Raw genomic sequence first — 26164 nt, 5'->3', positions numbered from 1 at the left:
AGTTTTTAGATATATTAATTTTAGATTTAATAAAATTCTTTTTAAAATTAAAAAATCTCTATAACTTAGTGCCAACACTAATTATAGAGGTTTAATTTTTATATAATTACACCGTAAAATTCACATTACAATTCTTTATTATCCTAATATGTATCTATAATATATATCTAGGGGACAGATATAATCTAGTTGTATTTCCTCAATATTATAATTGCAATTGTCTACAAGTCTATTAAATTCTTTAACAATTTTTAATAAGTGTTCATTTAACTCAGGATTATATAATGGATATGACCAAGTATGTGCTGTACTATATCCTTCTAACCACATGGATAATTCTTGATCGATTAAATTATCTTGCCCATCTTTTGTGGAAAACTTAATTCCTTTGCTCAATAAATTTTTCATATAAGACAATAGCTCCTTAAGCCTAATTGCATCCTTATATTTTATATAAAAGTTCTGTGACTTTAGTGTAGGAGTATAATTAGCCTTATTTATTTTATTGTCTTTATTATTATATAATAACTCCATGTCAGTTTTCTTATCCCAATATGAATATCTAAGAAGTACATCATCTTTCCCATTATCTAAATTATAAATAGTCCAAGAAGAAATCGAATGATTTAAACTATTTTTTCTATAATAAAACGCAACTGTTCCAGTTGCCTGATATGATTTCTTTGTCTTTTTTATATAAACAATATAAGGTTCTTTTGTAAAAATATTTGCTAATTGTTCAAATTGTAAAAGTTTCAAATTCATAGTTGGCTTGCATAAACTTCTTATGTTTTTAGCATTCCCCTCTTCAATTGCTAAATCATTATTAAACATAGTAACTCACCTCCGTTATTACTTATATGAATTTTTCAATCATCCAAATATTACAACTAATAATCTTAATTTTATTTTGTAATTTATTTAGGTGCTCTTTCTATAGAAGTTACTACTCCTGAAAACTTGAAATATTCTATAATCACCTTATTATTTTGATGATAATTTAACACTGACATGCTTTCATCCAAAAGAAATTTTTTTCGCTTTCCCTTTGAGTCTGTAGCAGTAATACTAGCGTACACACTTTTTTTAAAATAATCATATTCAATATCTCTATCTTTATCAATTATTGTAAATACATTTTTAATTGATTTTCTTAATATCATATCTAATAACGTTCTTAAAAATCTTAATAACAAAGGTACAAAATATCCTAAACTTATTACATAAAAAGTTGGCAAGAACACTTTTATAACTCTAGTATTGGGGGTATTAAAATCATCAGTATATATCCACACTAATCCTAAATTACCAAGTATAAATGTTATGGACATTGGTAGAGAATCTAATAAAAACTTTTTCAAAATCTTATTTTTCATAATAAAAATTAACCCCACTTTTTTAATCACAAGTTGTATGTAATATTAATAATTTTATTCTAATGATATTCTGATTCCTGTCGCAACTAAATGCTTTTTCTCTACTCCATTCTGAAAAATTCTCCACACTTCATCATCTGTGGAAGTATCCGGCATTATATCTAATACATAATTATCACTAAAGGAAATTTCCAATTCTCCAAATTGATCCAATTTAACTGATTTGACCACTAGTTTGCTTGGGTGCAACTCAAACAATTTTTTCAATATCTCATCACATAGATTTGCCCCTTCAATATCCCAATCAAATTCATCACTATACTCAATTTTACTATTAGGAATATATTTATCGTATGAGCCAACAATAATTTTTGATATATCCATTAATCTCCAAGGACATTGAACGTGTAATGCATATTCAGCTACCTCTCTGTAACTCCCCCTTCTATTATCCTTTACTTTAATCCTTCTTCCAAAACCAAACCAGATAAGATCACAAACTCTTCCTGTATCTATTAATGGAAGTCCTATAATTTTTACTAATTCTTTATATGCTATACTAAAATCCATAATATCGCCTTCTCCTTTTACTGTTTATCTAGCTGTGGAAATAAATGTATAGCCTGATACCTTATTTCTTAATAATCATACCCCTGACCAGTTATACTTTGATGTAATAGCTGATAATACTAAACTACCAAATTGATATTCATAATATAAACATTCCTAAAAAATTTTAGTGTTTACATAAATTCTTTAAAATCAACTTTTTCTATAACATTTTTGTACAAGATTTTCTCTAAAAATACACCAAATGAAACCTCCTCAGCTGCATTACCTACTCTCACAACAATCCCGTAATCTTTACATAATTCCATGCAAAGTCTCCTGTAGTTAATTTTATATACCTCCGGTTGTAAATTCTTGTTAAAGTCATTTAGTAACGCTTCATTAAACACTCTGATAATTTCAGATTCCCCCATTAAGTCAACCCTTGAAGCTATTATTGTACTTATACCATCAAACTGATTAACTATTTCTACAGCTTTTTCAATGTTATCCTTATCAAACTGTAAAAGACCGCAAAAAATGCTACCAGTATCAACTTGAAATTCTACTTCCTTGCTTTTTACGAATCCTGAAAAATCACTTCTAACTTCAACCTTTTTCCACAATTTTTTATATCTTGAAATTGATGAAATAGGATCAGATATACCACAATACATTATTATATATAACTTATACTCCCATAGTGAATTAATTGTGTCTAATAGCTTACTAAAAAAACTTGCCTGTTCTTTTATCAAACCAGCCTCATCCTCTTCAAAAACCATCTCAGCTTCTATGCTTATGCTACTTATCTGAGGATTAAAACCATTCTTTTCTGTATTCCAAAACGCAAAGTATTTTGTTGAATCTTCATAATACTCAGTCCATATATCCATTTCCTACCTCCATTAATAAAAGAAATTTAATGACTATAGTCTAATGAAATAATATCTTTTATAGAAATTAGGAATACTGAAGTTAAAGATAAAATCCTTAGAAACATTTTCTTTTATATTACTAACTTTTTATTTTTTTAATTGCTTTTTCCGTTTCTTTTCTAATCCAGCTTTTTTCATGATGTAAGAATGGCTCAATATACTTTATTAATTCATCATTCTTAAAATATCCTAAAGCCATAATAGCATGTCCATTAACATCATCATCCTTTAGTAGTTCAATGAGTATTGATATAGCTTTTAAATCATCATAACTTTCGACCTCAAAACCATAATCATTAGCTACTTCAATTAATTCTTTCATTAAAATATTATCCTTGTCCATTTTTATTCTCATTAAACTAATCTCCTATATTTTTATAAATTCATTATGATTAGTCACTGTTTAGAAAATATATTTTACTTATTTTTATTAAACATCAGATAATCATCAATTAATGTTTTTTCAAAAGCAGACCAATGGCAAGCTGGTAGACTTATTTTATCTTCTGGAATATATTCATCCTTTGGTGTAGGTAAGTCAACATAATTTCCTATAAAACTTAATTTCTTAGTTGGAATTACCCTTTTTGATGTAGATATCATTGTAGTTAGATATTTAGGGAATCCTTCTGATCTAGATGTTTGAATATATTCTAATTCTACAATTTCCTCTCTTGAGTTAGGAATTGTCTCATCTTTTGTTATTTGTATATATATAATTGGTACTGTATGCCCTGGCCACCAAATATCATTATATGCTTTTCTAATAAGTAAATATCTATTACTTAATCCTTTTTCTTTTGCATAATCACTTTCTAGTTTGTAAGCATACATATCTCCTATATTCCATTCACATTTATAAAACTTATATTGAGATATCTTTTTTTCTGGCGGCATTGGTGACATTAGTTTCTGTTCTAATTCCTGTAATACTTTCTCCCTAACTTTATATTCTCTTTGATTAATGGCTTCTTTTTCCCATCGCTCTAAATTTGTGCTACTCTTTAAATACTCAAGAGCTTTCTCCTTTACAAAAGATAAAAGTCTACCTAAATTCCATTGAGTGTCTGCTAGTGCAAACCAAAACACTGGTGCTTCATCCTCATCTAAAATAATATCTTCATTATCATCTATCAATTCTTTGGTTACTTCCTCATTTGTTTTTCCACGTTTCAATTGGTCTTTGTAATAATCTCTTACATCTTCTGCTACATCATCTTGATATAACTTTGGTCCCCAAGATGCCATTTTTCACCCTCCTTACTTTCCTGTCCAGTATAGTATTTCATTTGATATTTTATTACCTATATCTGCTTATTTTGAAATAGTATAAACAATATACCCTAGTTTACCCTAAAATTCTATTCGCTTATTATATAACATACATTAAATAATATTTTGCCTTCGTCTAATAACTTTAAATACTCGGAAAAAGTCATGGTTCCACAAACTATTTCTTTATCATGACTTTGATAACTTCCTAATATCATTATAGTTCTTTCTGGGGAAGTCTTAATCAGCCCTCTAACTATTTTCTCAAAATCAGTTCGGTATTTTTTTCTTATAATTAAAGGTGTTAAATCTTCTTTTATGTCTTCATCATCTATCCAATATGGCATAGAGACGTCTTTTATATCTTTTTCAAAATCAGAATCACATATAGTGTACGCATCAAATGCCCCATTCTGATCTTCAACTAAAGAATACCACACGCCCTTAGCCCTCGTCATAAATGGCCAAATTTTCCTATACCTACGAAAACCATCTTCTATTTCATTCTTAACTGTTATTGTAGATTCAAAATTTGTATGATATAGTTTCTTTGGTCTAACAACTAATAATTTTAAATCGTATGACATATTTTCTCCTCCTAATCTGGTAAAATGATTTATAACCACCTATAAGCAAAATTTAAATTATTAATGTACAAAATATGATGGTTGAAAATATACATTTTTTATATTATTTTCTACTAAAACTTTATATAATTTATTTGAAACAATTAATCTTTTAAACTTATTAGGTGAACTACCAAACCAATTTTTAGTATAGCAAATATCAAGTCCCCTCCATGCTTCTCTATTAAAATTTAAAAGAGTTTTACATAGAATAGAATCCTTTAATTATCCATAAAATCTAGAATAAATTCACTATAATTTCTCCTTTTAGTTTGTTATTTTTTTAATAGATATTTTTTCAAAATGAACTAAAACTGTTGCTCCTGATGCAAAAAGTATTTCATGCGATAATGTTTTTTCATCTATCTGGAAAAACTCATCATATCCATAATCATCAAATCCTTCATATACTCTCTTTTTTCTTTTAGACACATCTGATTGTTGTTGATAATTGATTGATATCTTTTTTATTTTTTTATATACAATATTCCATACATTATCCCCATTAGTAATAACTACACTGAATTCTACTGGATCTACATACCCTTTTTGCCCATGTATAACCTCAAAATTTCTTAACTCATAATCATGAAACCCATATTCTTGCTCATATATTTTTATAAATTTTTTAGGCAGCAAGCCTTTTACAATGTTAAATATTTCATAATATTCTTTGTCATTTTTATCCCACTCTAAATATGCCTTTTCTCTTTCATCTTCTGAATCACTATTTATTTTATTCCATAATTCATTAGTAAAATATCGCATTTTATTCTCCTTTAATGGATTATTAGTAAAATAATCAAATAATTCTCCTCATGTATCATAGCTATATGGAATTGAATCATATTTAACTTCAAATAAATATGAAAGAAACCATCTTAAATCGTCATTGTCAAACTTTAATACGTTATACTACTATTTTAATGAATCTCTCAAACTATCTACTTTTTGTATTCCTCTAAAATATTAAAACTTCTATATTGTAGAAATTATGGTATAATTAAGCTATAAATACAATGTAAAATATGAGGAATTGTATGAGGCGTGAATTTAAAATATTAACACCTTTAATAATAATTTTATCATTAAGTTTAACAGGTTGTGCAAGTAATTCTGGAAAAACATCAAGTAAAGAGGTAAAAACTACTTCCCAGGTTGAAACATATGATTTGATAAAATACAAAGACTCATATGTAGGTGATAATAGTTCTGTAAGAAATTTAATAGCAAAATTACCTGCTAATGAGTATAATTCAGGATTTAGTTTACAAACTAATAAAAAACCATATAGAATAACTATTAACTATAAAGCAAATCAAAATTTGGGGGAAGAAAATTATAACAAGTTTTGGAATGATAAAAAAGTTAATGAGCTTTTGGAAAAAAACGCAGTAGTATTATTATCTCTTATACAAAATGCTGATGTTATAGAATTTAATGTAGATAACATAGGCAAAACCCCTTATAAATATGATCGAAAGAGTTTAGAACAAAAATATAGTGGTAATTTAAAAGACTTATTTAAAGATAATGCTTCATTTAAAAAATTTTTAAACGAATAATAATTCAAAAATTGTATAAAGTTTATTAAGAGAAGTCATTTGACTTCGCTTAATAATGTATATGTTATAACTAATATCTTAAACCCAAGCATTAAAAAGCTGTTTCAAAATAAGCTTTTAATTATTTTAAAACAGTTTAAATAAAATATTCTAGTTTACTCTAAAAATCTATTCACGTATTATATAACATACATTAAATAATATAATTTCTTTTGTTTAACAACTAATACATTTAAATCGTATGACATATTCCCTCCATTATTTTTAATATACTAAGCCTTATTATATAATTTTATATTGTTAATGAAATCAGTAATAAACTTAATTTTATTGTGTAATTTACTTAGGTGCTCTTTCTATAGAAGTTGCTACTCTTGAAAATTTAAAGTATTCTATAATAACCTTATTTTTTTGCGATAATTTAATAATGACATACTTTCATCTACAAGAAATTTTTTTCGTTTTCCCTTTGTATCTATAGCCTTGAGAATAGTATATTTATTTTCTTTGAAATAATCAGAACCACCATCTTTATATTTGTCAATTATTGCAAACTCATTTTTAATTGATATATTTGATATGATATAAGTGATACCCTTAATACTCTTAAGGCTCTAGGTATGGAATATAACAACATTATCGTATAAAAAAATGGAAAGATAACTTTTATTACTCTAGTGTTTGGCGAATCAAAGTTATCGATATATATCCATACTTCACCAATAGTTAGAACTATACTTAGAGTAGCAAGAAACAAAGCGCCTAATAAAAAGTTTTTTAAAATTTTCTTTTTCATAATATATATTAACCCCACATTCTATATCCTAAAGCTAAAACAAATCCCGTAAACCTCATAACCCCATTACTATTTCTTTATATATGAATCAAATCTTACGCTACCTAAATATTTGTTTAATTATATCATTTTGTCTATTTCTTATATAGAAATATTTTTCTTAAAATCCCCATTTGAATCATCTTTAACTTGAAATATATTAACACTTGCATTTTTAAATATATGACTGCATTGTGATACACTCCCTGTTAAACTATATTACACTTCTATAGGTTGTTTACTTTCACAAAAAGTATCCAGAACTTCATAAATATTATTGCCTAGTTTAGCCAAATAATCATCAAATGCAACATAAAACTCCCCATTTTCAGACATTAAGAGAACCAATTGTTCATTCTGTGTTTCTCCAATAACTACAACTGATTTTCCAATTCTCTCTTCATAATCAAGTACATTCCCCCTATAAATACCATTAACACCTCTGATAGGGTCAATATATATTTTATCGGTAGACTTAGGTCTTCTGAAGGCTGGTATAATTATATCCAATCCTCCAAATCGCTTTAAAAATTCTATATTAAGCTCACTTAGATTGTAACCTTCACTCTTATATGCTTTCTCATAAACTGAAATATCAATATTACGAGAAATATCCCATCCCGATTTTTTTAAAATTTCAACTGCTTTATTTGGTTTTTCTATTTTTTATCTCCCCTCTACTACTTAGTTACTACATTTACCCCAATTATTCCATCATTTTTAATAGGTAATGTATTTATATTTTTTAATTCTTGTGATTTGAACTTTATTTCTTTATTAATCATTGTATCTATTACGTTTTTTAAAGACAAAATCATTTCTTGTGCTTGCTTATAATTAATATAAATTTTAGCTTCTCCATTTTCTTTAGAGTTAATTTCTAGCTCAATCATAGGTTTTCCTAAAATCGCAAGTGTAATAGTTCCCTTATTTTCTTCATCAAACTCCGTACCTTCAACATTCATAACTAACAATTTTTTGTATTATTCATTGATTAAGCTCCTTATATTATTTAAGTATATTAGGTAAATCTCCTGGAATAAAACAATTATACCTAGATTCTAGACTGTTAATATGATAGTATTGACCTTTATGTAAATCTGGTATTTCAGTATGGTAGGGACGTTATTCATATATAATTATAACTGTTACCAATAAGAAACATAAATCATCAGGAAAATATGGGTATTTCCAATTAAATAATCCTTTTGAAAAGTTTTTATTATTAAATTCAATTAAACTTTTATTGAATTATTTATTATTCGTTTTTGAAAAATCTAATAGTGCTTGATTTAAGAAAATATCTATGTTCTCAAAATGATACATAGGACACTCCGTTAACCCTATCCTAAAAAACTTTGGTATATTATCTGCATAAGAAGCATCATTCCCTATTACAGTTATATTCCTTTCTTTTAATTCCCTTTTAGCCCACCAACTGAGCATTCCACAATTACCATACCTTCTTCCAAGAACCATATCCTCATAATCCTGCAATGGTATGTACTCTAAATTATTCGTAATATCATATGTAGGTGGTTTATCCCCTGACCAATCATATAGACCAAATAATATACGTTCTTGAAAATACTCATCTTGTTTTAACACAGAAAAAGGATTTCTTAATACCTTTAAAACTCTAAGTAATACATATTTTCCATAATACTTTTCACCTTTTATCTTCTCATGATTTAGTTGATAACATAATACATCCCCAGGTTTCCAAGGAGATATTATTACAGTTGGTTTTCTTACTTTCTTTCTCTCTGGCATGGGAGATAATAAAGTTTCTCTTAAATTTTCTAATACCTTTTTACGTTTTTCGTAATCTTTTTCTGCCCCTTTTATATTCCATCTTTCTAAATCGTCACCAATATTTATAAACTCTATAGCAGCGTCTCTTATATCCTCCGTTAATCTTCCTTTTTTCCATTGTGCTAATGCTAAAGCAAACCAAAATATTGGTTCATCCTCTGTTCCTTCACATTCATCAAAATAATACATATTAAATATTATAGATGTGGCCTCTTCATCGCTAGCTCCCACTGATAATAAACTGTTATATTCACTTCTTATATCATCTGCCACATCATCTGAAAAAATCGCTGTTCCCCATGCTCCCATTGAACTTCCCCCTATTGTATTTGTTATTTTTTCTATGCTCATTTATATTGTTTTACTTCATAATTTTAATTTATTTTACTATATTAAGTCTTATTATATAATTTTGTGTTTATAGAAATCTAGTTTATCTTGTCGCAAGACTTCTTATACCTAGAATATAAGTAATATTTTCATACACAATTATAACAAATTTATTATAGTATTAATTTATAATTAATATGATTATAAAATATACAATCCTAACTCTTTCCTAAAAATAAGATAAAAACAATTAATTTTAACTACTTTTCTCTATTTAAGCTTTATATCATTGTAACTATATTAAATTACTAATCTACAAAATATGCTGGTTGAAAATATACATTTTTTATATTATTTTCTACTAAAATTTTATATAATTTATTTGAAATAATTATGTCTTTAAACTTACTAAGTGAACCTCCAAACCAATTTTGTGTATAGCAAATATCAAGTTCTTTCCACGTTTCTCTATTAAAATTTAGAAGGGTTTTACATAGAAAATATTCATATTCTCCACATTCATGACATAATTGTCCCTTTTCTATAATAGATGGCTCTATTATCTCTCCAATACCTTCATGCAATATCAAGTGATAAAATCCATTAACTATCTTATTTTCTTTCCCCATCTGATAAATAGGCTCATATTCTACTCCAGAAACATTTTCTTTTTCAAATAAAAGTTTTACTTTTTCTGACACAATAGTTTCTATACCTCCAACATATGTTGACATAATATCATACTTCTTTATTTTTTATAATCAACATGAATCTTTGTCCTATATAATGATAATTTATTTGTTCCACATTTATAGCATTTATTATCTTTTGAATCAACTACATAAGAGTCCTTCGCATAATCATCTGTCCAAAACCAAAGAATCTCAGAGTTTTCCAATTCCTTTTTACTAAAATTATATATTCTCCTAAAAATATAGCTGTAAATATTATTTTCCTGTAAAAATGCAATTAAATCCTTATAGTCTTTTGAATGAGTATAAAAATTATAAGCTACTAACTTTCCATTTTTGCTATCTTCTGTATCATAAACATAATATTCTTGCCACTGAAGTAGCATTTCTTTATAAACTTGGGGTATATATATCCATACCTTTTCTTTCAATTTTAGTCTACCTCCACTATTCTTCTATATGAAGGACATTATAAAATAATAATATATCACTCCTTCTTACTAAGCCTTATTATATAATTTTATGTTTGTAGAAATCCCGAATATTTTGTCATAAAAGTTTTTCTACAAATCAATTTATATGGTTTTTAGATATGTTAATTTTAGATTTAACAAAATTCTTTTTAAAATTAAAAAACCTCTATACTTGATATTCCTCTACTATCATTTTACTTCTCTCCTCTTAATAAAGGTCTATGAGTAATATTATTTGTCCTTTTATAAAAATTTAAATCTTGACCAAGTAATTTCTTACCAACTGTAATTTACGCAATCCAGACACTCCCTAAATTACATTCACTACCATGCTTCATAATAGCATCTAAATCAGGTGTATGCCATTTTATGAGGTTTTATTGATTAACTTATACTTTCCTAGGGTAGTGCTCTAGTATCTCCTTTTCGATATCAAAGCAGAGTTTTTAGAACACCTTTTTCAACTGATAATCAGCTCTCACTACAGAATAAGATACTATTTCCAAAACTCACTCCCTTTCACCAAAGCTAAATATACCTCCTTCGATGTAAAGTTACTCTCTTTTAAATCAAACTGTTCTAAAAAATATGACAAACCCTCTATCCATATATCATCATCCTCACTTAAGGATTCTATAACAGCATCCTCTAAGTATGGAATAAATACATGTTTAGGTATTGTCCCCAAAACTTCCATCACTATATTTGAACCAGGCCAGTTAATATCCTGTAACCATCTTAATAATCCTGGTATTACTTCTCTTATTTTAGGATAACCCAATTTAAATAAAACCTTTGCTGCATTTTGCCAATATTCTTTACTGCCTGGTTGTAATAATTCCTTTGGATTTAAGTCTATTATTGAAGCAATGTTACAAATAGCTTCCTCCTGAATATCCAAACTAAGATTCCAACTTAAATTTAATAATATATTACTATCCATCTTTATCCTCCTACCTTCCGTCCCAAAATATTGCTTTAATTATGGATGTATATGGATGTGTGGCATTCTCTGCATTAAGTCTAGACATAATCCAGTCACTAATAGTCAGTGGCTTAGTTGGTATAACACTACAATGATTTACCCCATCAATTTTAGCATGTACTGTACCTGTTACATTTACTGCTTGTATAGTTGTAACAACATATTTCCCTGTTCTTATTCCAGAATCATTTTATTTAAATGGTAACTAATTTACGTACAGCAGCCATGTATCTAACTAAAATAGTTACTACTTTAAACTATATGCCGTTAATTGGTATCACCATTGCAGTTAACCAAAAGTTTATTAAATTATTTACTAGACATTACTATACATAAACTTTTGCTAAACTGTATATGTTATAACTAATATCTTAAAACTAAGCATAAAAAAACTGTTTCAAAATAAGCTTTTAATTATCTTGAAACAGTTTAAATAAAATATCCTATATAATTATGAATAATCCTATGTTATATTATCTATTTTAATGCACCTCACTAGCCCTCTGGTTTGTTTACATTCTGCTATCATATTATTTATAAATCTTTATATTTTTTAAAGTTCTCTTTTAAATTTCTGTATCCACTAGTATATTCTATTTGGGGATATTTTAAAACTAGCTTGCTTAATACATCCTCTACACCTTCTATACATCCCTTCTTAAATGCATCATATTCTACAACATTATTTTTAGACATAGGCACTTTATCTGGTGATGAATATACTAGTTTTTCTCCATCATACCAAACCCCTTCTTTTTTATACCAGTTATTATCATCGATATCAGCTATTATTACATGTTCTCCTTTTTTCTCAAATACAAGTGCTCCATAAATTTGCTCTTCAGGATCTGTATACAATACTTTTCCATCTTTATTTAATTGATATGGTAGGCTTATAAGTTGTTCAATAAATACATATAATGGCCCATAAAACCCTGTACCTAAACGTAACTTTGGATCTAAGCATTCTTCTTTAAAAAAATTGTTATCGTTTATTTTAATATATACATTAGTCCATGGATTATATAATAGATTTCCATTATCAAAATCTTCAGCCATGTCCTCATAAAATTCTGGTTCTAAAATTATCTTAAACTCTTCTTTATTCATTATCTATATCCTCCTATTATTGGATATCCAGTTCTTATATCTCCCGTATCTGCATCATATGCTACTTTTACCAAACAAAATTCCCTTATACCTATATGAATTCTTTATTCCTACCGTACCCTTTAAAACCCCTTCTATGAATATCAGCTTTCCTCAGGTATCATAGTTATAAGTTACACTTCTTTTTCTGATTTATCTGTTAATGCTATTATATCATTTTGGACGTTTCTTATATAGAAATACTCTTTACCATCTACATTTTTCTCTATTCTTATTCCAAAACTATTATATTGGATGATATATTTTTATTGTTTTCACTTATAGATTTTAACTATATTCCATGCTCCCATTAAATTTTCCCCTATGAATTTGTTATGTTTTCTATGCTTATTTATATTATTTTAATTCATAATTTTAATCTATTTTACTATATTAAGCCATATTATATAATTTCGTATTTGTAGAAATCCAGTTTATCTTGTCGCAAGACTTCTTATACCTAGAATATAAGTAATATTTTCATTTACAATTATAAAAGATACTATCCTAACTTTTTCCTAAATAAAAAACTTCTAAGAATGTGCAACCATTCTTAGAAGTAAAAGTATACTTTAATTAAAATTATCTTATTTAATCTAAGATTCTAATAACGTAAAACGCTCAAAAATTACTTTTTAATACTTTGCACATATAAAATATTAATAAGCAGAATTTAAGTTATTTACTATTCATTTTTGAAAAATCTAATAGTGCTTGATTTAAGAAAATCTCTATATTCTCGAAATGATACATAGAATATTCCGTTTCCCCTGTTTTAAAAAACTTTGGTATATGATCTTCATAAGAAGAATCATGCCCTATTACAGTTATATTTTTATCCTTTAACTCTCTTTTAGACCACCAGCTTAACCTTCCACAGTTACTATACATCCTTCCTAGAACTATATCTTCGTAATCTCTTAATGGTATATACTCTAAATACTTTGTAATATCAGATGTTGGTATTTCATCTCCTGACCAATCATATAAAGCAAATAGTACTTTTTCTTCAAAATACTCATCTTGCTTTAAAACAGAAAAAGGATATCTTAATATCTTTAAAACTCTAAGTAATACATATTTTCCATAATACTTTTCACCTTTTATCTTCTCATGATTTAGTTGATAACATAGTACATCCCCAGGTTTCCAAGGAGATATTATTACAGTTGGTTTTCTTACCTTTTTTCTTTCTGGCATGGGAGATAATAAAGTTTCTCTTAAATTTTCTAATACCTTTTTACGTTTTTCGTAATCTTTTTCTGCCCCTTTTATATTCCATCTTTCTAAGTCTTCTCCACTATCTATAAAATCTATAGCAGCATCCCTTATATCCTTTGTTAGTCTCCCTTTTTTCCATTGTGCTAAAGCTAAGCCAAACCAGAATATTGGTTCATCCTCTGTTCCCTCACATTCATCAAAATAATACATGTTAAATATTATAGATGTAGCTTCTTCATCGGTAGCTCCCACTGATAATAAACTGTTATATTCACTTCTTATATCATCTGCTACATCATCTGAAAAAATTGCTGTTCCCCATGCTCCCATTGAATTTCCCCCTATTGTATTTGTTATTTTTTCTATGCTTATTTATATTATTTTACTTCTTAGCCTTAATTAATTTTAATATAGCAAGCCATATTATATAATTTTGTGTTTGTAGAAATCTAGTTTATCTTGTCGCAAGACTTCTTATACCTAGAATATAAGTAATATTTTCATATACAATTATAAAAGATACTATCCTAACTTTTTCCTAAATAAAAAACTTCTAAGAATGTGCAACCATTCTTAGAAGTAAAAATATACTTTAATTAAAATTCTAATAACCTTAAATAATTAAAAATTATTTTTTAATACTTTGCTCGTATGAAATATTAATAACCAGAATTTAAGTTATTTACTATTCATTTTTGAAAAATCTAATAGTGCTTGATTTAAGAAAATATCTATATTCTCAAAATGATACATAGAATATTCTGTTATATGTGTTCTGAAAAACTTTGGTATATTATTTTCATAAGATGAATCATTTCCTATAACAGTTATATTTTTTTCTTTTAATTCCCTTTTAGACCACCATAAGTTCCCACAATTACTATACATTCTTCCTAGAACTATATCATCAAAATCTTTAAGTGGTATATACTCTAACTCCTTTGTAATATCAGATATCGGTGGTTTGTCTCCTACCCAATCATATAGGGCAAATAATATGTCTTCTTGAAAATATTCCTCCTGTTTTATGACCGAAAAAGGTTTCTTTAACACTTTTAAAACTCTAAGTAGTACATATTTTCCATAATACTTTTCACCTTTTATCTTCTCATTATTTAGTTGATAACATAGTACATCCCCAGGTTTCCAAGGCGATATTATTACAGTTGGTTTTCTTACCTTTTTTCTTTCCGGCATAGGAGATAATAAAGTTTCCTTTAAATTCTTTAATACCTTTTTACGTTTTTCGTAATCTTTTTCTGCCCCTTTTATATTCCACCTTTCTAAGTCTTCTCCACTATCTATAAAATTTATAGCAGTGTCTCTTATATCCTTTGTTAATCTTCCTTTTTTCCATTGAGCTAAAGCTAAGGCAAACCAAAATATTGGTTCATCTTCTGTTCCTTCACATTCATCAAAATAATACATATTAAATATTATAGATGTGGCCTCTTCATCACTAGCTCCCACTGATAATAATCTGTTATATTCACTCCTTATATCATCTGCCACATCATCTGAAAAAATCGCTGTTCCCCATACTCCCATTGAACTTCCCCCTATTGTATTTGTTATATTTTCTATACTCATTTATATTATTTTACTATAACAAACCATATTATATAATTTTGTGTTTGTAGAAATCTCATGTATTTTGTTATAAAAGTCTTTCTACAAACTACTTTATATAACTTAAAAATATTTTAGTTTAATCTTTGATAAAATTCTTCTTTAAATTGACATACATCTATAATTTAAAAACCACCCTTGCTTATGCAAAGGTGGTAATAGGTTGATTAACTGTTTAGAAAATATATTTTACTTATTTTTATTAAACATCAGATAATCATCAATTAATGTTTTTTCAAAAGCAGACCAATGGCAAGCGATAAGACTTATTTTATCTTCTGGAATATATTCATCCTTTGGTGTAGGTAAGTCAACATAATTTCCTATAAAACTTAACTTCTTAGTTGGAATTACCCTTTTTGATGTAGATATCATTGTAATTAGGTATTCTGATCCTCCCTCTGCTCTAGCTGTTTGAATATATTCTAATTCTAAAATTTCTTCTTTTGAGTTTGGAATTTTCTCATCTTTTGTTATTTGGATATATATAATTGGGACTGTATGCCCTGGCCACCAAATATCATTATATGCTTTTCTAATAAGTAAATATCTATTACTTAATCCTTTTTCTTTTGCATAATCACTTTCTAGTTTGTAAGCATACATATCCCCTATATTCCATTCGCATTTATAAATCTTATATTGAGATATCTTTTTTTCTGGTGGCATTGGCGACATTAGTTTTTGTTCTAATTCCTGTAATACTTTCTCCCTAACTTTATATTCTCTTTGATTAATGGCTTCTTTTTCCCATCTCTCTAAATTTGTGCCACTCCTTAAATATTCAAGTGCTTTCTCCTTTACAAAAGGTAAAAGCCTGCCTAAATTCCATTGAGTATCTGCTAATGCAAACCAAAATACTGGTGCTTCATCCTCATCTGAAATAACATCTTCATTATCATCTATCAATTCTTTGGTTACTTCCTCATTTGTTTTTCCACGTTTTAATTGGTCTTTATAGTAATCTCTTACATCCTCTGCTACATCATCTTGATATAATTTTGGTCCCCAAGATGCCATTTTTCACTCTCCTTACTTTCCTGTCCAATATAGTATTTCATTTGATATTTGATTACCTACATAATGTGCAACTTGTCTTCCTGCTGCCATATAAATATCTCTTCTAGGATTCTTAGGGCTAATTCCATTTACAGAATTCAAATAACTCTTAGTGTTATACTCTAGCATAGCTATCTGCTCCAATCCCCTTGCCTCAAAATAAGTTAAATCAGTTGCTATTGGTATGAATTTTAACCCTGCAGTTTTACTTCCTTTTGAATTATGTGCTATTCTTCTTGTTGTTGGATTTTTTGTTCTACCTACATACTTTGTTTGTTTACTATTTTGATCAATCAACTTATAAACAGTGTGTTCTCGTCGCGACAATTTATTTGATACATTTTTGGCTACTTTGACAGTAGCAGCTGCTGCCCCTGCTCCTATTGCTACAATTGCTGCAGTCTTAGCTACTCCTGCAGCAATTCCTACTGAACCTCCAAGAACTATTCCTCCTGCTAATGCAACTGCTGGTACTGTTGCTACTACAACTGCTGCTACAGCAACCACTGCTGCTACAACAGCTACTCCAGTTAATATTGTGCTTAGCTTAGGCCAGCAACCACTTGGATCATCCAAATTAACAGGATTATTAAAAGAATATTGGAACATATTATGTCCTTGAATATTTCCAATCTGACCTACAGCTGAATCAGCATTTATAAACCTACTAATTTCAGGGTTATAATATCTTGTACTTAAATAATAAAATCCTGTTTCTATATCATATCTATATCCTCTATACCTATATGGATTTTTTATTCCTACGGTATCTTTTAAAGTCCCTTCCACAGATATCAGTTTTCCCCAGGTATCATAGTTATAAGTTACTACTTCTTTTCCTGATTTATCTGTTAATGCTATTATATCATTTTGAGCGTTTCTTATATAGAAATACTCTTCACTATTTAGGGTCATACTTACTAAGTGGTTTGATGCATCGTAGTTGTAATATATGCTGTCTTTTACTTTACCTGTGGAATCTAGAGTTTCTTCATAGGCTACATCTGAACCATTTAAGTGATATTTTGTGACTTCTCCATTTACACTTTTCTCTGTTCTTATTCCAGAATCATTGTACTTGTATGATATATTTTTATTGTTTCCACTTATAGATTTTAACTGTCTTCCATGCTGCCATGTGAACTTATATCCATCATAACTTAGTGGGTTTCCTATGGCATCATAGGTTATTTCTTTTCCATCAAAGCTTGTTAGCTTGTCTTTCCAATTAGAATCTCCATATTCATAATTATATGTTTTTATTTCTTTTCCTAATTTTTGAGAACCTACATACTCATATTCTATTTTTGAAGTAATATTGCCACCAACATCATAATTATAAACTATAGTTTTTCCTAAAGGTTCATTATCTTCTCTTATAACTTCATTTAGAGAGTTATAGTGATACTTTATTAACTTTCCTTCTGATTTTATGGTTTCTATGTTTCCATTTTTATCGTAGGTATAAAGTATCTCCTTGTTATTGTTTTTCATACTACTAATTCTGTTAGTTTGAGAACCTTTGTAACCTGCCTCAAAGGTAAATGTAGTATTTAAACTTGTTTTTCCTGTATTTACTTCATTTTTAGTTATTCTTCCTATACTATCATAGTTATTTAACACCTTACTTCCACTTGGAAGTGTAGTATCTTTAACCCTATTGTCTTTATCATAGGAGTATGATGTGGTATAGACTTTTCCATTTATTCTTTCTATTATTTTGCTCTTATTATTGTTCTTATCGTAATCTGTAGTAAAGTAATTTCCTTTTGAATCTTCAACCTTTACTAATCTATCGGCTACATCATAAATATACCTATAATTCACGCCATTTTCAAGGTCTTCTTTGTAACCTAAATTACCATTAGCATCATGCTCATACCTATATTTTAACTGCCCATTAAATCTTTTTCCTATAACGGCATCTGTACCATCATAGTCAAGACTTGTTTTATGTCCATTACCATAGGTAGATTCTAATAGTTTTCCAGTTCTAGCTTCGTATTTATTATTTATAAGTTGTTGTTTACCTACATTTACTGAGGTTGTATTACCAAAAACATCATAATTAAATATATAGCTAAACCCATTATGACTTACAGTTTTAATATTGTCATTTTCATAAGTGTAATTGTTGGTTACTTTTATGTTTTGAGACTTTATATCTTTCTTTTGCTTAAGTGTTCCTATTTCTTCTACACTTAAATTTTTATTAGAGTATACGAATCTTTCAAGATAACCTTCTAATATCTGTGTTCCCTTTGCATTACTTCCTATTGATGTAATTCCACCTGAAAAATCTTCTACATCCTTTACCTTTGCCTCGTAATTTTTATCATCTAGGTACAGGCTAAATTTATATTCATCTCCAAGCTTTTTCCAGTTAACTAGGACAAAATGCCAGTTGTCCTTTTTAATTTGATCCTTATTTACTGTTATAATATTTTTAATCTGCTTATTTTTATCTTTTACAGAAAGTTGAAGATTATTTTCTTTATCTAAATAAAGACTAAATAGGGACTTTTCTTCTTTTTCTGTAGATATTATTGTTTTAGAGTCATTCTTGTTGCCTGCTAGCTTAAAGAAACTAGAAAAAGCACCTTCTTCATCATTTATATTAAAGTTATACTTAAGACTTGTCCCCCCTGATCTTCTGTTATCAGTATATGGGGTTGGGAAAGGCTTCTCTTCTAACTGTACACCATCAAATCTAACCAATTCCTTATCTTTAACATTACTTCTAAGAACAGCTCTAACTTTTTTAGTTCCCTTTGGCACATTAAATTCTTTTGATATTCTGCACCATTTATTCTCTACGATATCTTGCATGTGTATTTTATAAGAGCCACCTATTTCATTTCCACTATTATCATAACAAACTACACTAAGCCCTGGTGTGGCATTTCCTATTCGTTTTGCATAAGCACTTAGACTAAGAATTTTTTCCTCAGTTGTTACACTTGGATATTCCACATACTGATATGCTATAGCATTGGTTATACTTCCATCAGTCTTTCCATCACTATCATAGCATTCTAACGAATATTTACCTACTGCACCATCTTGTACTAGTCTCCACTTTCCAGTAGATTTATTCCAATCAGTTAATGCCCACTCACTAGTAGTATTTTCAAAAGAGGAATTCTTACTTAGTAAGTTATATGTTGACTGGAAGGCCCCCATGCTCATATCACCTTTAAGGTCTCTCTCAAAAGTGACACTTTGGCTTTCTATAGGTTGTATTCCACTATTATTATTTAGATTATGGTTAAATGGAATTTGTACTAAACTCTCATTTTTAATATCCTTATCTACACTTATAACTCTATCTAGATTATCATATTTATAATTAGTTTCATTACCTTTAGAATCTATGGACTTATTTAATAATCCCTTTGTTTCATTCCAATCGTAACCTATCTTATTACCACTACTGTCTGTCATAGACTTCATATAGTTTCCATTTGCAGTGTATTCCGCAGAGGATTCCATAAATAAACCTGAACCAGATACTTTTGATGTAAGAGGATTTCCTTTACTGTCATAAGTGAAAGAATAAACTACATTTTCTGATGTAGTAGCTTTTGTAACATTACGCTTACCATCATACTCATACTTAAATTCATTTCCCTTTGGATCGATAGACTTTACTAGATCATTATTACCGTTATATTCAAACTTACTTTTTTGCTTCGATAGGTCTTCGACAGAAATAACATTTCCTTTTGAATCATAGGTATAGCTTTGCCCAAACTCTTCTTTAAATAATTGTATATCACTAAAGTGTGCAGTGTTGGCATTTAAATAATATAATCCATAAACCGTTATTCTATCATAATCATGCTTTGCTACAACCTTTTCAGATACAAATTGCCATTGTGATGAATCTTGATTAAATGGCACAACAGTCCACTGATATTCATTAGATCCTTTTTTCTTAATACCTACATCTAGGGCAAAGTATCTTTGTGAATGTGTAGGAACGGAATCCGATTTTCCCCAACCACTTACTACAAATGTATCTCCTTTTTTACCAGATGCTGATACAACTTGTCCTATATTTTTATTTTTAGTGGCATTTCCATTTACTTTAAATGTCTTTCTTCCCTCAAAAACTTCGTATTTATCTCCTGAGTCACATTCTGCTGCCTTAGTCCAATATAAAGGTTTGTCTCCTGAGGTATACATAAAGTTAGCATTCTCAAGCATATTATATCTATTTGCTATGCTTCCCTCTTCTAGTTGAAATGAATCAATGTAAGCTATACCAGTTTCAGACATAATCCCAGCCCTAGCTAAAACTTGATTTGAAGCTGAATCTTTTGGCAGTGTAAATTTAACTTCCAACCTATCCCAATCATTACTTCCAGAAATAAATCTTGACTCTACGGTTTCCCAACTTCCTTTGTTATTCTGATAATTTACAAATACGCCTGCTCCTTTTGAATTTTTATTACTTATATTTTTGCTTTTAACATAGGCCGATAGCGTATATGTCTTTCCTTTTTCCAAGTTTAAACTTTGACTATAGAATTGCCTTGATTTATCATTAGTTTTATTAATTTTTAAACTTTTATTTCCTAAATATTTATCTTCTGATGTTACATCTGCTGATCCACTTGATCCTGTCCATGAGTCTTTTGTCCATTCTGTATTATTAAGTTCAATATTATGATTTTTTAAATAATTCTTAGTGGTTTTTTGTAATTTTGATTCTAATTCTAGTTTATTTTTATTATTTTCCTTGTCAAAATACTTGTAATATTCAGCACTCCCATCAGTATCCTTAACAGAAACTGTATTTCCAAGATTATTAAATTGATATATATGACTTCTACCCTTTACATCTTTAAAGGTGGTTTGATTAAATCCATAAACTAAAGATAATTCTCCACCTAAGGTTCCATTTGAATGTTTTTCTAATACCTTTTTTACTCTATTAGGTTTACTTCCATAATACTCATACTGCATTTGATAGCCATCATAATTAGTTACAAGCTTTAATGTATTATCACTATTGTATTCATATAATGTATACTTACCATCTGGATATGTAATTTTACTTAATTTAATACCACTATACGTAAATGATGTTCTTCGTCCTGCTGGATCTGTTATTCCTACAAGATATCCATTAGATAGCACATCGAATTTTATCTGTTTTCCTGCTCCATCAGTTATGGATCTTACTTTGGTACCACCATAGTTAATTGTTAACTTATTATTATTCTTATCCTTAACTATATAAAGATAACCCCATTTAGTAAATGTTAAAGTATTATCATCTTTATCCTTTATCTCATAACTTCCATCAGAATTTATTTTAAATTTAAGGTCTAATCCTGAATCTTCCTTATAAATTTTTTCTTTATCATCATATTTAAAATGGTGTTTTGTACCGTCTGAATCGGTATATTCATACCATCGTTTTCCTTCTATAATCTTAGGTTCTATTGTTTGGTAATAATTAAGTCTCCAGCCTAGTCCAAAACCTATACTTTTATCTTTTTCATTACTATTATATACATGAGAAATAGATGCAGGCATTAAGTTGCCATTGGTACTTAAATCATTATGGGTAAAAACTAAATTCCCATTATAATCATTAACATGTCCTGTTCCTGCTCTACCCACTTCTTGAGAATGATAACTCCAGTAATCCTCTAAACCCGAATTATTAACATAATAAAATACGACTTGAGGTCTTATACCTTTAAAATCCTTGTGTATATCGGAGGATAAAAATTCTGTATATCCACTACTTTCATTATTGTTTTTAAGCATTAGCCCATAATTATTCCCGGAATTATACCATTCCTTTGCTATAGCCGTTATATCCCAATGAAATATTGATCCAACTTTTCCTTTTACAATTGCGTAGTCCTCTATCTTGCTACTGAAGTTAGGTTTTCTATTCCAAGTAATACTTTTAGAATCCCAATTTCCTAAGACCTTATGAACATTTATTTGAGTATTATTATTTTGATCTGAAAATAACAATGAGTAGAGTTTTGCATCTATAATCATATCAGCAGACGATATTTGTGGTAACTCAAACTTTAAAAAACTTCTTGTTGTTTTAGAGTATTTACCATTCCCCACTCCTAGGCGGTCTGCTTCTCTATAGTTTTGGGTTGGAAGTCCTGATGCAACGAAAGCATCTTGTATTTTTTTCACATCTAAGGAGCTTCTCACTGGTGGATCTATCTTTACTGGATATGCCCTTTTAGGTGCATTTAACCATTCCTTATTAGGTTTTATAACTAGTTCTTGTACACCATCTTCCTTTTCTATACACTGTACATCAATATCCTTGCTTAATTCCCCTTGATTATCTATCATATAAGGAACTTCCATGGTGAAAACTTCTTTACCATCGGTATTATCAAAAAATAAAATTTCCTTATTTTCATTAATATTGACTTTTAAGTTTTTAGTATATAGTATGTACCTAAATTCTGGGTTTTCTATAGGATTATTTAATATTATATTTTCCTTTAAAAAGTCAGATTTAATTTCAAGTTCCATATCTACATTAGGATATACATCCTTAAATTCAACTATGGAATTTAAATTTTCTAAGGTCTTTTTCTTCTCATTGTCAACTATGACTTCTTTAATCTCTTCTTTCTCTTTATTAGTTGCACTTTTAAATTTTTCTTCTGTATTTACTGTATCTTCTGCCTGTTTTTCGATATCGTTATCAATTTCTTTTTCCTTAAAAGGCTTTATATTGTATTTAGATTCACTTGCATTATAAACGCCCCAAGAAACTTCGTATTTTCCTTTTTGAATCTTTACTATTTTTTTAGCATTAGCTCTTTTAGCAATCCTAACTTTAAAATCATTATCTTTATTTTCTAGTACATTATTATGCTCATCTATTATTTCAGGTTCTACCCCTTCTTTAGCCCTTAAACCTATTTTATTATCTTTTTCTGAACTTTTAGATTTAACCCGTTCATTTTTTTTATTATTCTTTATTTCCTCTTGACTTTTATTATCCTCCTCTTGCTTTAAATCCTTATCTTGTTCTACTGTATTAATGCTCTTATTATCCTTATTTTCACCTTTCTTTTCTTCTTGTTTTATATCTACCTTTTCTTCTAAAATTTTATCTTTATTATTATTTTCTTCTTGTATCTTTTCCTTCTATGATTCTTTTAAAGTGTTATCATCTATTACTTCTTTTTCTTCAGGCTTTTGTGTTCCTTTAAACTCCTCATCTTTTGATTCAACTAAAGAGTTATCAATTTCTTTCCACTTTCCATCCTCTTTATAATGGACAGCATCTGGATATACAACGGCCTCATAGGTGGAATCTTCTTTTAAAAAGTGCTTGATATTCTTCTCCCTTTTTTCTTCTTCTTCTTTTACAATCTTAGATTCTTTTACTTCTTCTACTACTTCCTTTTCTTCGTATTTGCTAGAACTGTTCTCTACGGCTAAAACTTTTACTGGAAGCATTGTGGCTAGAAATGTAACTATAAGTGTGCTAGCTATGGTTTTCTTCATTTTTAGCATGTTTGTATCTCCTTTCTACATTTTCTGTACTATTATATAAAAGTTATAATGTAGAAGTCCCGAAAACTTTGTCATAAAAATCCACGTTTATTAACAATATATTTACATTTTTTTCACTCTTAATTAATATTTTTTAATTCAATAAAAAAATAAACCATCTCCAGCATGATATTTCACTCTGCTAAAGATAGTTTATTCGTTATACGTATCCGTATAGTCCCCTCATGGATACTTCTCCAGAGATTATTTCTTCTATTTCCCCATTTTTATATTCTACTATTAATGCACCTTCATTGCTTATATCTAAGGCTTTTACTCTCTTTTTCTTATCTCTTTCTATGATTTCTACTTCTTTTCCTAAAAGTATGGAGTTTTCTCTACAAATTTTAATACAATCTTTTATAGAATTTGTGTTTATGAATTCTTCATAGTATTTTTCAAAGTTGTTTAAGATTCTTCCTAGTAATTCTTTTCTGTTAAAGTTTTTTTTGTACAATGCTTTTAGGGATGTTGCAGTATCTTTTAGCTCATCCTCAAAGTCTTCCTTATCCATGTTAACATTTATACCTATTCCCATTACTATATAATTTAGTAGGTTAAGTTCTGCACTCATTTCTGTTAGAATACCACATAACTTTTTATTTTCTAAAATTATATCATTTGGCCACTTTATTTTACTTTCAATTCCCATTTCTTTTAAAGCTGTATTTACTGCCGCTGCTCCTATAAGTGTTGTTTTAGATAAATGAAAGGGATCTATTTTAGGTTTTAGTATAATAGATATATATATATTTCCTTTTGGTGAAATCCAATTACGTCCTAATCTCCCTTTTCCTTTTGTTTGAATTTCACTTATTACTACTGTACCTTCTTTTGCCCCATCACTTGCAAGCTCTTTTCCTTTATTGTTTGTAGAATCTATACTATGAAAATGAATTATATTTCGGCCTATATACTTAGTTTTTAAATATGGACTTACTTCTGCATAAGTTAGAATATTAGGTGATGATAATATTCTATATCCTTTTCTAGATACAGATTCTATTTCGTAGCCATCTTCTTTTATTGCATTTATATATTTCCATATGGAAGCTCTACTCACTCCAAACTGATTACTTATAAATTCTCCTGATATAAATTCTCCTGATATAAATTCATCTTTACTTTCTTTTAAAAGCTGAAGAATTTCCTCTTTCATTTGTAATTCCTCTCTTTAGAATATTTTATTTCTCTTTTACATATTCTTTTGATTCTTTTATAAAGCTATTCATCACTCTTGTCATATATTTATCCTTATGATAGACAAGGGTTAGACTTCTCTTTAATTTATGATTATTAATTTTAACCGAAGATATCTTATTAATTTTGACTTCATTTTCTATACAACGCTTTGAAATACATGATACTCCAAGATCTGCTTCCACTGCTTTTTTTATTGCCTCTGTGTTTCCAAGTTCTAGTACCATATTATATTCTAAATTTTTATCCCCAAGAAACTTTGAAACTATTTCTCTGGTGCCACTACCCAATTCTCTCATTATTACTTTTTCCTTTAAAATATCTTCCGGTTCTATGGTTTGTAACTTACTCCAAGGATGATTTTTGCTTGCTATAAACACAAGCTCATCTTCACAAAAGTCTTCCACAATAATTTCATCAGAATAAACAGGCCCCTCTACAAAGGCAAAATCTATTTTATTCTCTAAAAGAAGATTTATTATATTTTGGGTGTTTTCTATAATTAAGGAAACTTCTATTCCTTTGTACTTTCTTTTAAAATCCCCTATAAGTTCAGGAAGTATATATATTCCTATGGTGGTACTTGCACCTATATTTAGCTTTCCCTTTTCAATATTTTTTGATTCCTTTATAACCCTATCTACTTCATCATATATATTTAAAATTCTTCTTACATACTTATGAAATAATTCCCCTTCATAGGTTATATAAAGCTTTTTCCCTATTCTATCAAAAAATCTAACATCAAGCTCATTTTCAAGTTCGTGAATAGCTTGACTCACAGCTGGTTGGCTAATGTATAGTTTTTCTGCAACTTTTGTCATGTTGAGTTCTTTAACTACTTCGTGAAATATCCTAAGCTTTCTATCCTTCAATATTACCCCTTC

Annotated in this window: 24 protein-coding genes; 1 reads left to right on the top strand and 23 read right to left on the bottom strand. The window is 28.4% G+C overall.

The genetic code is table 11. The features are described 5' to 3' along the window. Window positions 1–138 precede the first annotated feature (138 nt). The 8 genes from FGL08_RS01890 to FGL08_RS01855 all read right to left on the bottom strand — a co-directional run bounded on the left by FGL08_RS01890 (window position 139) and on the right by FGL08_RS01855 (window position 5529). Window positions 139–834 (bottom strand): hypothetical protein, encoded by a 696-nt coding sequence (locus tag FGL08_RS01890; RefSeq protein WP_138209197.1) that lies wholly within the window; start codon window positions 832–834, stop codon window positions 139–141. An 83-nt stretch (window positions 835–917) separates the two neighbouring features. Next, window positions 918–1376: a hypothetical protein gene (locus tag FGL08_RS01885; protein WP_138209196.1), complete on the bottom strand. Its 459-nt coding sequence runs from the start codon at window positions 1374–1376 to the stop codon at window positions 918–920. A gap of 54 nt (window positions 1377–1430) precedes the next feature. Next, window positions 1431–1946 (bottom strand): hypothetical protein, encoded by a 516-nt coding sequence (locus tag FGL08_RS01880; protein ID WP_138209195.1) that lies wholly within the window; start codon window positions 1944–1946, stop codon window positions 1431–1433. A 173-nt stretch (window positions 1947–2119) separates the two neighbouring features. Further along, window positions 2120–2821, bottom strand: a complete 702-nt coding sequence (locus tag FGL08_RS01875) for a hypothetical protein (RefSeq protein WP_138209194.1) — start codon at window positions 2819–2821, stop codon at window positions 2120–2122. Window positions 2822–2942: 121 nt separating this feature from the next. Continuing rightward, window positions 2943–3218: a HEAT repeat domain-containing protein gene (locus tag FGL08_RS01870; protein ID WP_138209193.1), complete on the bottom strand. Its 276-nt coding sequence runs from the start codon at window positions 3216–3218 to the stop codon at window positions 2943–2945. A gap of 62 nt (window positions 3219–3280) precedes the next feature. Beyond that, a complete protein-coding gene (locus FGL08_RS01865; protein ID WP_138209192.1) occupies window positions 3281–4111 on the bottom strand; it encodes a hypothetical protein in 831 nt (276 codons plus the stop codon). Between the two features lie 113 nt (window positions 4112–4224). Continuing rightward, entirely contained in the window at window positions 4225–4722 is a 498-nt protein-coding gene (locus tag FGL08_RS01860) for a hypothetical protein (protein WP_138209191.1), read from the bottom strand. Between the two features lie 306 nt (window positions 4723–5028). After that, a complete protein-coding gene (locus FGL08_RS01855) occupies window positions 5029–5529 on the bottom strand; it encodes a hypothetical protein (protein WP_138209190.1) in 501 nt (166 codons plus the stop codon). A 272-nt stretch (window positions 5530–5801) separates the two neighbouring features. Here FGL08_RS01855 and FGL08_RS01850 point away from each other — a divergent pair, with 272 nt between their 5' ends. Beyond that, on the top strand, window positions 5802–6326 hold the full coding sequence (locus FGL08_RS01850; RefSeq protein WP_138209189.1) for a DUF4825 domain-containing protein: 525 nt from the start codon (window positions 5802–5804) through the stop codon (window positions 6324–6326). Between the two features lie 544 nt (window positions 6327–6870). On the opposite strand, the gene FGL08_RS01845 is transcribed toward FGL08_RS01850, so the two are convergent. The 15 genes from FGL08_RS01845 to FGL08_RS01775 all read right to left on the bottom strand — a co-directional run bounded on the left by FGL08_RS01845 (window position 6871) and on the right by FGL08_RS01775 (window position 26152). Beyond that, on the bottom strand, window positions 6871–7122 hold the full coding sequence (locus FGL08_RS01845; protein ID WP_138209188.1) for a hypothetical protein: 252 nt from the start codon (window positions 7120–7122) through the stop codon (window positions 6871–6873). Between the two features lie 258 nt (window positions 7123–7380). After that, entirely contained in the window at window positions 7381–7824 is a 444-nt protein-coding gene (locus FGL08_RS01840) for an SUKH-3 domain-containing protein (RefSeq protein ID WP_138209187.1), read from the bottom strand. A gap of 17 nt (window positions 7825–7841) precedes the next feature. Further along, on the bottom strand, window positions 7842–8126 hold the full coding sequence (locus FGL08_RS01835) for a hypothetical protein (protein WP_138209186.1): 285 nt from the start codon (window positions 8124–8126) through the stop codon (window positions 7842–7844). Window positions 8127–8412: 286 nt separating this feature from the next. Beyond that, entirely contained in the window at window positions 8413–9285 is an 873-nt protein-coding gene (locus FGL08_RS01830) for a hypothetical protein (RefSeq protein ID WP_138209185.1), read from the bottom strand. Between the two features lie 329 nt (window positions 9286–9614). Beyond that, on the bottom strand, window positions 9615–10040 hold the full coding sequence (locus tag FGL08_RS01825) for a hypothetical protein (RefSeq protein ID WP_138209184.1): 426 nt from the start codon (window positions 10038–10040) through the stop codon (window positions 9615–9617). 14 nt (window positions 10041–10054) lie between these two features. After that, a complete protein-coding gene (locus FGL08_RS01820; protein WP_179951323.1) occupies window positions 10055–10429 on the bottom strand; it encodes a hypothetical protein in 375 nt (124 codons plus the stop codon). 538 nt (window positions 10430–10967) lie between these two features. After that, complete coding sequence (locus FGL08_RS01815) at window positions 10968–11414, bottom strand: DUF5071 domain-containing protein (RefSeq protein ID WP_138209183.1); 447 nt, start codon at window positions 11412–11414, stop codon at window positions 10968–10970. A 576-nt stretch (window positions 11415–11990) separates the two neighbouring features. Then, window positions 11991–12566: a hypothetical protein gene (locus tag FGL08_RS01810; protein ID WP_138209182.1), complete on the bottom strand. Its 576-nt coding sequence runs from the start codon at window positions 12564–12566 to the stop codon at window positions 11991–11993. A 717-nt stretch (window positions 12567–13283) separates the two neighbouring features. Then, entirely contained in the window at window positions 13284–14156 is an 873-nt protein-coding gene (locus FGL08_RS01805) for a hypothetical protein (RefSeq protein WP_138209181.1), read from the bottom strand. A 348-nt stretch (window positions 14157–14504) separates the two neighbouring features. Beyond that, the gene (locus tag FGL08_RS01800) at window positions 14505–15374 is read right to left on the bottom strand and encodes a hypothetical protein (RefSeq protein ID WP_138209180.1); all 870 of its coding nucleotides are present in this window, start codon (window positions 15372–15374) and stop codon (window positions 14505–14507) included. 270 nt (window positions 15375–15644) lie between these two features. Beyond that, complete coding sequence (locus tag FGL08_RS01795) at window positions 15645–16475, bottom strand: hypothetical protein (protein WP_138209179.1); 831 nt, start codon at window positions 16473–16475, stop codon at window positions 15645–15647. Between the two features lie 12 nt (window positions 16476–16487). Continuing rightward, entirely contained in the window at window positions 16488–23042 is a 6555-nt protein-coding gene (locus FGL08_RS01790) for a DNRLRE domain-containing protein (RefSeq protein WP_138209178.1), read from the bottom strand. A gap of 624 nt (window positions 23043–23666) precedes the next feature. Then, window positions 23667–24038, bottom strand: coding sequence for a hypothetical protein (locus FGL08_RS01785; protein WP_138209177.1), 372 nt, complete (start codon window positions 24036–24038; stop codon window positions 23667–23669). Window positions 24039–24237: 199 nt separating this feature from the next. Beyond that, the gene (locus FGL08_RS01780; protein WP_138209176.1) at window positions 24238–25236 is read right to left on the bottom strand and encodes a biotin--[acetyl-CoA-carboxylase] ligase; all 999 of its coding nucleotides are present in this window, start codon (window positions 25234–25236) and stop codon (window positions 24238–24240) included. Window positions 25237–25261: 25 nt separating this feature from the next. Continuing rightward, entirely contained in the window at window positions 25262–26152 is an 891-nt protein-coding gene (locus tag FGL08_RS01775; RefSeq protein ID WP_138209175.1) for a LysR family transcriptional regulator, read from the bottom strand. Window positions 26153–26164 lie beyond the last annotated feature (12 nt).

Origin of the sequence: Hathewaya histolytica, from assembly GCF_901482605.1 — a bacterium.
GTDB lineage: Bacteria > Bacillota > Clostridia > Clostridiales > Clostridiaceae > Hathewaya > Hathewaya histolytica.
Note: the sequence above shows the minus strand (reverse complement) of the source record. Positions and strands in the feature narration are given on the sequence as shown.